The 10,751-nt window shown below is 73.1% G+C and carries 7 protein-coding genes; 1 reads left to right on the top strand and 6 read right to left on the bottom strand.

Annotated features, from left to right (window positions below):
• Positions 1 to 1,702: ATP-dependent helicase (locus tag B9S61_RS00720; RefSeq protein WP_258039487.1), on the bottom strand; the 1,702-nt coding region annotated here is incomplete at its 3' end.
• Between the two features lie 163 nt (positions 1,703 to 1,865).
• On the opposite strand from B9S61_RS00720, the gene B9S61_RS00715 reads away from it, so the two are divergent.
• Complete coding sequence (locus tag B9S61_RS00715) at positions 1,866 to 2,123, top strand: glutaredoxin domain-containing protein (RefSeq protein ID WP_103540429.1); 258 nt, start codon at positions 1,866 to 1,868, stop codon at positions 2,121 to 2,123.
• Between the two features lie 58 nt (positions 2,124 to 2,181).
• Here B9S61_RS00715 and B9S61_RS00710 read toward each other — a convergent pair whose 3' ends face one another.
• The 5 genes from B9S61_RS00710 to B9S61_RS00690 form a co-directional block, all read right to left on the bottom strand.
• Entirely contained in the window at positions 2,182 to 2,979 is a 798-nt protein-coding gene (locus tag B9S61_RS00710) for a hypothetical protein (protein ID WP_103540430.1), read from the bottom strand.
• Between the two features lie 112 nt (positions 2,980 to 3,091).
• Entirely contained in the window at positions 3,092 to 4,036 is a 945-nt protein-coding gene (gene nudC, locus B9S61_RS00705) for an NAD(+) diphosphatase (protein ID WP_103540428.1), read from the bottom strand.
• 151 nt (positions 4,037 to 4,187) lie between these two features.
• Entirely contained in the window at positions 4,188 to 5,600 is a 1,413-nt protein-coding gene (locus B9S61_RS00700; RefSeq protein WP_103540427.1) for a dipeptidase, read from the bottom strand.
• Between the two features lie 10 nt (positions 5,601 to 5,610).
• A complete protein-coding gene (locus B9S61_RS00695) occupies positions 5,611 to 9,192 on the bottom strand; it encodes an ATP-dependent DNA helicase (RefSeq protein ID WP_103540426.1) in 3,582 nt (1,193 codons plus the stop codon).
• Positions 9,193 to 9,292: 100 nt separating this feature from the next.
• Positions 9,293 to 10,751: PD-(D/E)XK nuclease family protein (locus B9S61_RS00690; protein WP_146064664.1), on the bottom strand; the 1,459-nt coding region annotated here is incomplete at its 5' end.

The raw sequence follows: 10,751 nt of genomic DNA, 5'->3' as shown, positions 1-10,751 counted from the left end.
GGGAGAGGGCCCAGGAGATATGGAGGCGCTCACGGGCCCGGGTGACACCGACATAGAGGAGGCGGCGCTCCTCCTCTATCTGCTCGTCCGTCTTTGCGTAGGTGATGGGCATCATTCCCTCGGCGACACCCACCAGGAAGACGGCGTCCCACTCCAGCCCCTTGGCCGAGTGCAGCGAGGCGAGGGTGACGCCCTGCACGGTGGGGGCGTGCTGGGCGCCCGCCCGCTCGTCGAGTTCGGAGACGAGGTCGGCGAGCGTGGCGTCGGCTCTGGCGGCGGCGAAGTCCTGGGCCAGGTGTACCAGGGCGGCCAGTGACTCCCAGCGCTCCCGGACCGCGCCGGAGCCCGCCGGGGGCTGCGTCGTCCAGCCCTCGCCCGAGAGCACGGCGCGCACCTGGGAGGGCAGGTCGGGGGCGTCGTCGAGGAGCGCGTCGTTGCGGCCGAAGCGGGCCGCGGCGCGCAGCGCGACGATCGCTCTGCGCACCTCGGGGCGGTCGAAGAACCGCTCGGCCCCGCGCAGCTGGTAGGGCACCCCGACGTCCGCGAGGGCCTGTTCGTAGGTCTCGGACTGGGAGTTCGTCCGGAACAGGACGGCGATCTCGCCGGCCGGTACGCCCGCGTCGATCAGCTCCCGGATGCGGCGCGCGGCGCCTTCGGCCTCCGCGGGCTCGTCGGGGTACTCGGTGAAGACCGGCTCGGTCCCCGCGGCCCGCTGGGAGACGAGCTCCAGCCGGTGATCGGCGGCCCGGCCGCGGGCCTGGGCGAGCAGTCCGTTCGCCAGACGGACGACCTGGGGGGTCGACCGGTAGTCGCGGACGAGCTTGACGACCGTGGCACCGGGATGGCGCGTGCGGAAGTCGAGCAGGTGGTCGGGGGTTGCTCCCGTGAACGAGTAGATCGTCTGGCTGGCGTCGCCGACCACGCACAGGCTCTCCCGGTCGCCGAGCCACAGCTCCAGCAGGCGCTGCTGGAGGGGGCTGACGTCCTGGTACTCGTCGACGACGAAGTGCTGGTACTGGGCGCGGACCTGGTCGGCGATGTCGTGCCGGTCCTGCAGGACGGCGACGGTCAGCAGCAGCACGTCCTCGAAGTCGATGACGGCGCGCTCGCGCTTGAGGTCCTCGTAGGCGGAGTAGAGCTGGGCGATCTCCGCGGGATCGCGGGGTGTCTCCCGGCCGGTCTTCGCGGCAGCGGCCGCGTAGTCCGCCGGGACGGTCTGGGTGACCTTGGACCATTCGATCTCGGCGGTGACGTCCCGCAGCTCGCCCCGGTCGAGCCGGATCCGGCAGGCGGCGGCGGCGTCGGCGACCAGCTGGATCTTGCGGTCGACCAGCCGGGGCAGGGAACCACCGATCGCTTTCGGCCAGAAGTACTGGAGCTGGCGCAGCGCCGCGGAGTGGAAGGTGCGGGCCTGGACACCGACGGCACCGAGCTGTCGCAGCCGGCCCCGCATCTCCCCGGCGGCCCGGTTGGTGAAGGTGACGGCGAGCACGCTGGAGGGCTGGAGGATCCCGGCGCGCACCCCGTAGGCGATCCGGTGGGTGATCGCCCGGGTCTTGCCCGTACCCGCGCCCGCCAGCACGCACACCGGACCGTGCAGGGCGGTGGCCACGGCCCGCTGCTCGGGGTCGAGCCCTTCGAGCACCGCGTCGGCCGAGTCCGGTACCTGCGGGAAGAGGGGGGAGTGCGTTGCTGCTGTCACACAGCCATGCTGCCAGGTCGCCGGAGACAGGTGAGCCGGTTGTCCACAGGGAAGGCCTCGCGGTCGTACCAATGCGGCAGGCGTCACGTGGGAATGCCGGCGCTCTTACGTACGTTCCCTCCTCGACGAGGACTTCCCCGAGCCGCCGAAGGAGCCGAGAGGCATGCAGGGCATTGTGACGATGTACAGCACCACGTGGTGCGGTTACTGCCGCCGGCTGAAGAGCCAGATGGACCGTGAGGGCATCGCGTACACCGAGATCAACATCGAGCACGACCCTGAGTCCGCGGCGTTCGTGGAAAAGGCGAACGGCGGGAACCAGACGGTTCCGACCGTTCTCGTGCTCCCCGCCGGCGACGGCCCCGAGGTCGTCATGACGAACCCGAGCCTCGCTCAGGTGAAGCAGGCGCTCGGCGCCTGACCTCGCGCACGACCCAGCCCCCGACCGGCCCGACGCCGGCCGGGGTTTCGTGTGCCGTTCAGAGGGTGAGGACGGGCCGGGTGGAGGAGGACTCGTAGAGATCCTCACCCTCCGGGCCGTACACGAACCCGGCCATGGCCGGGTTGCGATGGGCCGTGGCCAGGGGCAGCCATGCGAGCAGGTGGCCGTAGCCGCCGCACACCGCCTCGCCACCGTCTCCGCCGTGGACCGACGTGACATCGCTCGTCAGCTCCGTGCGGTAGGTGTCGTAGGCGATGCGCAGGCCGAAGGCGTTCAGCCGGTTCTGGGGGCCTGTGCGGTCACCGTAGGGAACGCGATCGAGAGGGCAGTCGTTCCCCCACCGGAACAGGGTTCCCGCACCGGCTCCGCAAGCGTGCTCCCACTCGTCGGAGCTCGGCATCCGCAGGCCGCGGGCCGCGAGAACGGCCGGCATGTCACCGGGCAGCGCGGTCAGGTTCTCGTCCTCCACAGCCATGAGCACGGTGGCCAGGACGACACTCCGGGGCGGGCTGAGCACCTGCGCGAGGTGCGCCCGCAGGTCGGGGCCGTAGCCGAAGCCCCGTTTGAGGGCCCCGGCGCAGTCGGCGGTCTGCTGCGGGGTCGGGCGCCAGTCGTCCAGGTCGAAGCCGAGGGACACCGGCCCTGCGGGTATCAGAGCGAACTCCTGCCCGTTCCGCTCGATCCGGACACGATGCAGCGGGGCGCCGAGGTGCTCCGTGGTCTCCACGAGGGTCACCCGGCCGTCCACCGAACGAGCGGCCTCCTCGGCGACGCGGCGCGCGGTGGACAGTTCGAAGGACCGCCACCGGTCGAGTGTGAGATCGGCGAGAGACATGGACCGCAGTGTCGCACCCGGGTCCGACATGGCCGACGGCCACCGCTTCCGTGCCGGACGACCGCGGCCGCGAAGGCCGGTGTCCGAGCGGTCCGCAGCGGGGCGTGCCGGTTCAGAAGGTGTTGCGGGCGGGCAGGTCCTTGCCGTACCAGCGTTCGATCAGGCGGGCCGCGATGGAGATGCCGTACGGCGGGAGCACCTCGCCGGACTCGAAGGCGGCGCGCAGCTCGTCGCGGGAGAACCAGCGGGCCTCGTGGATCTCTTCGCCGTCCACGTCGATCTCGGTCGTGGTGGCGCGGGCGGTGAAGCCCAGCATGAGGCTGGACGGGAAGGGCCAGGGCTGGCTGGCGACATACTCGACCTCGCCGACGCCGATGCCGACCTCCTCGTGGACCTCGCGGCGCACGGACTGTTCGATGGACTCGCCCGGCTCGACGAATCCGGCGAGCGTGGAGAAGCGCCCCTCGGGCCAGTGGACCTGGCGGCCGAGGAGGATGCGGTCGTGGTCGTCGATGACGGCCATGATCACCGCGGGGTCGGTGCGGGGGTAGTGTTCGGCGCCGCAGGCGGGGCAGCGGCGGATGTGGCCGGCGGCGGCGATGACGGTGCGCTCGCCGCAGCGGGAGCAGAAGCGGTGCAGTCGCTGCCAGTTCTCCAGGGCGACGGCGTGCACCATCAGACCCGCCTGTCGCGGGGACAGGAGCAGGCCCGCTTCGCGCAGGCCCGCCGGGCGGGCGGAGTCGTCCATGCGGCCGGGCAGGGAGTCCTTCTGGAGGGCGAAGTAGCTGACGCCGTCCTCGTCGGACCCCAGGAAGTAACGGTGTGCCTCGGTGACCGGGGCCTCGAAGGTCGGGGTCATGACGAGTTCGGTGCTCCCGTCCGCCGTCTCGTCGACGAGGACCTGGCCGCCGGAGACCACGAAGCAGCGGGTCGAGGGATGGCTCCAGGCCGCCGCGAGCCATGCCTCGTCGAGCCGGTGGTGGGCCGCGCGGTCGATGCCGCTGGGTGCGGTGAGCGAGACGGGGCGGTCGGCGGTGTGGTCGGTCCAGGTGGTCACGAGTGCTTCCAACTCCCCCGGTGGAACGGATTGGGTCGGCGGGCGGTTCGGCGGGACGTACGGCGGGAGGGGCGGGGCCGGCGCCGCGCGGGGGCGGCGGGCCGTTCCGGGGCGTCCCGCGCGGGCGTCGGGTTCGGACGGCGTGGGGCGGTCAGGGGGCGTGCCGCCAGTGCTCGGCGAGGTCGCCCCACAGGTAGGCGCTGGTCTCGACGCCCTTGAGCAGCAGGTCCAGTTCGACCTTCTCGTTCGGGGCGTGCCAGCCGTCGGACGGGACGGAGATGCCGAGGAAGAGCACCGGTGCGCCGAGGACGTCCTGGAGGTCGGCGGCCGGTCCTGAGCCTCCCTCGCGGGTGAACAGGACGGGTGTGCCGAAGGCACGGCCCATCGCACGGACCACGGACCGCAGGGCGGGGTGGTCCAGCGGGGTCAGGCAGGGGCGGGTGGCGGGGCTGAAGGTGATCTCGTGGCGGATGCCGTCGGGGAGCTGCCCGGGCACCCAGTCGCGGACGGCGCGCGCCACGTGCTCGGGGTCCTGTCCGGCGACGAGCCGGAAGGAGAGCTTCACCATGGCGGAGGACGGGACGATCGTCTTGCTTCCGGGGCCCTGGTAGCCGCCGCCGATGCCGTTGACCTCCGCGGTGGGGCGGGCCCAGACGCGTTCCAGGGTGCTGTATCCGGCCTCGCCCCGGGTGCCGTGCGACTTGGCGGTGCGCAGCCACTGCTCTTCGTCGAAGGGGAGTGCGGCGAAGAGTTCGCGTTCCCGGTCGGTGAGTTCGACGACTCCGTCGTAGAAGCCGGGGATCGACACCCGCGCCTGCTCGTCGTGCAGGGCCGCCACCAGGCGGGCGACGGCGGTGGCCGGGTTGGGGACCGCGCCGCCGAAGGAGCCGGAGTGGATGTCCTGGTCGGGGCCGTACAGCCGGATCTCGCACTCGGCGAGTCCGCGCATGCCGGTGCACACCGTCGGGGTGTCCTCGGACCACATGCCGGTGTCGGAGACGATCACGGCGTCGGCGGTGAGCCGGTCCGCGTGCTGTTCGACGAGGTCCCGGAAGTGCGGGGACCCGGATTCCTCCTCGCCCTCGACGAGCAGCTTCAGGTGGACGGCCGGGGTGGTGCGGCCGGTGGCTGCGAGGTGGGCGCGGACGCCGAGGGTGTGGAAGAGGACCTGCCCTTTGTCGTCGGCGGCACCGCGCGCGTGGAGGCGGTTGCCGCGGACGACGGGTTCGAAGGGCTCGGTGTCCCAGCCGTCCTCGCGGGCGGCGGGCTGCACGTCGTGGTGGCCGTAGACCAGCACGGTGGGGGCGTCGGGGTCGGCGGAGGGCCACTCGGCGAAGACGGCCGGGGCGCCGGGGGTGTGCCAGACCTCGGCGGTGGGGAATCCGGTCCCCCTGAGCTTCGCGGCGAGCCAGTCGGCGCTGCGGCGCACGTCGGGCGCGTGGTCGGGCCGGGCGGAGACGGAGGGGATGCGCAGCCACTCCGCGAGGTCGTCGAGGAAGGCGGCGCGGTGGTGCTCGATGTATGTACGGACGGCGCTGACGGCACTGTCAACGGGGTGGCTCATGGTCTCGAGCCTATCGGCCCGCGGGGGTGTCCCAGGAGTGCGGTATCTCACCGGGCGGTTCCCCGAGCAGCAGCCGCTCCAGCGCGGCGCGTCCGGGCAGGGCGCCGGGCCGGACGACGTCGCCGGTGCGTACGTACACGAAGGCGGCTGTGACGCTTTCCGCCGGGACCTCATGCTGTTCGGCCCAGGCGAGACGGTAGACGGCGAGCTGGAGCGGGTCGGCGGTACGGCCGCGGCCGGTCTTCCAGTCGACGATCTCGTACGTCGTCCCGTGTTCGCCCTCCTCCTTGTACACGGCGTCGATGCGGCCGCGGACGACGCGGCCGGCGATCGTCAGCTGGAAGGGCGCCTCCACGCGGTACGGCGTTCGGTGGGCGTACTCGGTGTGTTCGAAGGCCTCCTTGAGGGCCTCCAGATCGCGCTCGTCGTCGATCTCCGCGTCACTGCCGGGCAGCTCGTCCGGGTCGAGCATGGGCAGGGTCAGCGCCTCGAAGCGTGCCTCGACCCAGGCGTGGAAGCGGGTGCCGCGGCGGGCCGCGGGCTGCGGCGGGCGGGGCATGGGGCGGGCCAGTTCCTGTGCGAATCCGTCGGGATCCTCGGCCAGCCGGAGCAGCTGGGACGTGGTCAGTGAGGCGGGGAGCGGGACATCGGTGACGGCCGCGCGGGTGCGCAGGAGCTCTCCGGTGAGCGCGTCGAGGTCGCGGTCCCAGGATGCGAGCGTGCGGGCTTCCTCGGGGGTGAGGGGGTGTCCTTCCGGCGCGCGGAGGGGCTGACGCCGCTCCGCGCGGGGGCTCGTGGCCGCTTCGGGAGCTGTCGCCTGGTGCGGGACGGTGGGGCGGTCGGTGGTCCAGGAGTCCCAGTCGTCCTGGCCGGCGGGGCCGCCCGGGCCGTTCGGATCGCCGATGTCGCCTGGACCGTTCGCGTCGCCCGGCCCGGCGTCCGCGAAGGGGTCTTCGCCGAGCAAGGGGCCCTCCCCGGGAAAGGCGCCCTCCTCGGGGAAGAGTTCGTCGTCGTCCGGCGGTGGCGGCCAGTCCGGGTCGTCGTGGGTGTCCGGGTCGTGTACGGCCGTGGCGAGGCCGTCCGGGTGGGCGGCGAGGCCGTCCAGGTGGGCGAGGACGGTCTCGGCGGCCGCGCGCCGGCGGGCGAGGGCGTCGTCGTCCAGGGGCAGCGGCCACACGTGGTCGTCGCCGGCCCGGTGCAGGGCCGGGTTCTCCTCGTTCTCGGCGGGCTCCTCCGCCCACGCCTCGATCTCGCCGTGTCCGGCGGCGCAGTGGTCGTGGAGGGACTGGAGGAACGCGGAAGGGCCGCGCGGCTTCTTCTGGCTGGGGCCCCACCAGTGGCCGGAGCCGAGCAGCAGGGAGCGGGGGCGGGTGAAGGTCACGTAGCCGAGGCGGAGCTCCTCGGTGTACTGGTGGTCGTTCATGTCCTGGTGGAAGGCCTTCAGGCCGCGCGAGTCCCAGGAGGGGACGTCGGGCAGGGTGTCGGCGTCGCCACGCAGTGCGTGGGGCAGCACCTTGCCCTGCGCGGTCCACTTCTCCCGGCCCCGGCCGCTGGGGAAGCTCCCGGTGACCAGTCCGGGGACGGCCACGACGTCCCATTCGAGGCCCTTGGACTTGTGCGCGGTGAGCACCTTGACGGTGTTCTCGCCGCCGGGAAGCGCGTTGTCGAGGCCCTTCTCGTACTGGGCCGCCGTGCGCAGGAAGCCGAGGAAGGCGAGCAGGGAGGCCTCGCCGTCGCCGGCGGCGAAGGAGGCGGCGACGTCGAGGAAGTTGGAGAGGGTTTCGCGCCTGCGGGCGGCCAGGGCGTGCGGGGACGCCGACAGTTCGACCTCCAGGCCGGTGACGGCGAGGACGCGGTGCAGGACGTCCATGAGGGGGTCGGCGAGGGAGCGGCGCAGATCGCGCAGTTCGGCGGCCAGCCGGGCGAAGCGCACGCGCGCGTCGGGTGAGAAGGGCAGACGGTCGTCGTCGCCGTGGCCGTCGAGCGGTGTCTCCAGGAAGGTGTCGAGGGCGTCGGCAAGGGAGATCACCTCGGCCGGGTCGACGCCCTCCACGGCTTCGGCGAGCCGCCGGTCGGGGTTGTCGTCACCCTCCACGCGCGCGTGGGAGACGAGCAGCCGTGCGCGGCGCCCCAGCAGGGCGAGGTCGCGGGGTCCGATGCGCCAGCGGGGGCCGGTCAGCAACCGTACGAGGGAGGCGTTGGCCCCGGGGTCCTGGAGGACCTCACAGACGGCGACCAGATCGGCGATCTCGGGCAGGTGCAGCAGCCCGGACAGGCCGACCACCTCGACGGGGACGTCCCGGGCGACGAGGGCGCCCTGGATCTCGGCGAAGTCCGTCGCCGTGCGGCACAGTACGGCGATCTCGCCGGGCGCCTTGCCCGTGTTCACGAGGTGGGCGAGGGAGTCGGCGATCCAGTCGATCTCCTCCGCGTGGGTGGGCAGCAGCGCGCAGCGGACGGTGCCGTCGCGTTCGGCGCCGGGGGCGGGGCGGAGGGCCTCCACGCCCGCGTGCAGGGCGCGCAGGGGCTCGGCGAGGCCGTTGGCGAGGTCGAGCAGGCGGCCGCCGCTGCGGCGGTTCTCGCTGAGCGACTGACGGGTGGCGGGGCGGCCGTCGGCGTGGGCGAAGTGGTCGGGGAAGTCGTCGAGGTTGGCGACGGAGGCGCCGCGCCAGCCGTAGATGGCCTGGCAGGGGTCGCCGACCGCGGTCACCGGGTGGCCGGTGCCGCCGCCGAAGAGTCCGGCGAGCAGGACGCGCTGGGCGACCGAGGTGTCCTGGTACTCGTCGAGGAGGACCACGCGGAACTCGTCGCGCAGGATGCGGCCCACCTCGGGGACGGCGGCGAGCCGCGCGGACAGGGCGATCTGGTCGCCGAAGTCCAGCAGGTCGCGTTCCCGTTTGGCCGCCCGGTAGAGCAGCACCAGCTCGGCCAGTTCGCGCCGCGCGGCGGCCGCCTCGGGCACCTTGCGCAGATCGGCGTTGGTGAGCCTGGCGTGCTCCAGGGTGCGCAGCAGCTCGGCGTCGTGGGCACGCAGGTCCTCGGGACGTACGAGGTGCTCGGCGAGCTCGCCGTCGAGGGTGAGGAGGTCGCCGACCAGGTCGGGGAAGGAGCGGGTGAGCGCCGGGTAGGGGCCGGGGGCCTCGCGCAGGACACGCGCGGCGAGCTGGTAGCGGGTGGCGTCGGCGAGCAGCCGGGAGGTCGGTTCGAGACCGATGCGCAGTCCGTGGTCGGTCAGCAGACGGCCCGCGAAGGCGTGGTACGTGGAGATCACCGGCTCGCCCGGGGGGTTGTCCGGGTCAAGGGGGTCGGGGTCGGTGACGCCGGCCTTGATCAGCGCCTTGCGGACGCGCTCGGCGAGTTCACCGGCGGCCTTGTTGGTGAAGGTGAGGCCGAGTACCTGTTCGGGGGCGACCTGGCCGGTGCCGACCAGCCACACCACGCGGGCCGCCATCACCGTCGTCTTGCCCGATCCCGCTCCGGCCACGATCACCTGCGGGGCGGGCGGCGCGATGATGCAGGCCGTCTGCTCCGGGGTGAACGGGATGCCGAGGAGCTCCTTGAGCTGATCGGGATCGGTGATGAGGTCGGGCACACGGAGAATCTAACGGCGGACACTGACACCGGAGGCCGGCCGAGCCCTCAGCGAGTGAGTAACCGCAGCTCGGAAGGGGTGGTGCGATGCGTCACGTCCGTCACTCGACGACGTGCCGGCCCTCGGGCCGGGCGCTGCACGACGCACGGAACGCGCAGTGGGTGCAGTGCTGGCCCGCGGTCGGGGTGAACCGTTCGTCGAGGACCTTCCCGGCGGCCGTGGCCAGCAGATCGCCGACCCACTCGCCCTCCGGCGGCTCCTGGGCCTGCACCTTGGGCAGGGTCTCGCCACCGTCCCGTTGGGCCGCGCCCTGGCGCAGCTGGACGAGTTCGGCGCCGCCCGGTTCGGGACGCGCTCCGTCGAAGACCTCGTCGACGGCGCCCTCACCGACGGCGAGCTGGTAGACGGCGAGCTGGGGGTGGCGCTCGACCTCCTTGGCGCTGGGCGCCCCTTTGCCGGTCTTGAAGTCGACGACGTACGCGCGCCCCTCGCCGTCGGTTTCGACGCGGTCCATCTGGCCGCGGATGCGCACCTCGTACTCGCCCGCTTCGAGGGTGACGTCGAAGTCGTGCTCACTGGCGACCGGGGTGCGTCCGGTGCGGTCCATGACGTGCCACTTCAGGAAGCGTTCGAGCGCCACGCGCGCGCTCTCCTTCTCCTGCGCCGACTTCCACGGCGCGTCGAAGGCGAGCGCGTTCCACACGGAGTCGAGGCGCTCCATGAGGACGGCCAGATCGGCCGGGGTGTGCCCGGAGGCGACCTCGTCGGCCAGCACGTGCACCACGTTGCCGAAGCCCTGGGCGGCGGTCGCGGGGGCGTCCGCCTTCACCTCGCGGCCCAGGAACCACTGCAGGGCGCAGGTGTTGGCCAGTTGGTCGAGGGCGCTGCCGGAGAGCACGACCGGCTGGTCGCGGCTCCGCAGCGGGACCTTGCTCTCCGTCGGTTCGAACATGCCCCACCAGCGGTAGGGGTGCGCGGACGGCACCAGGGGGCGGCCGTCCTCGTCGGCGAGCGCGGCGAGCCGGGCCAGCCGCCGGGCTGCGGCCTGACGGAGGGTGTCCGAGACCCGGGGGTCGACGGTGGTGGCGCGCAGTTCCGCGACGAGCGCGGCGACGGACAGCGGGCGGCGGGGCCGTCCGGTGACGTCCTTGGGTTCGACGCCGAGTTCGGTGAGGAAACGGGAGGGCTGGTCACCGTCGTCGGCGGGGGCCTTCACGGCCGTCACGACGAGTCGCTCACGCGCGCGCGTGGCGGCGACGTAGAAGAGGCGGCGCTCCTCGGCGAGCAGCGCGCCGGGGGTGAGGGGCTCGGCGAGTCCGTCACGGCCGATGCGGTCGGCCTCCAGCAGGGAGCCGCGGCGGCGCAGGTCCGGCCACAGTCCCTCCTGGACACCGGCCACCACGACCAGGCGCCACTCCAGCCCCTTGGAGCGGTGCGCGGTCATCAGGCGGACCGCGTCGGGGCGGACGGCACGCCGGCTGAGGGTGTCGGCGGCGATGTCCTCGGCCTCGGTCTCCTCCAGGAAGTTCAGCGCACCCCGGCCGCCGGTGCGCTCCTCC

Origin of the sequence: Streptomyces sp. SM1 (assembly GCF_002910825.1) — a bacterium.
Classification (GTDB): domain Bacteria; phylum Actinomycetota; class Actinomycetes; order Streptomycetales; family Streptomycetaceae; genus Streptomyces; species Streptomyces okerensis.
Note: the sequence above shows the minus strand (reverse complement) of the source record. Positions and strands in the feature narration are given on the sequence as shown.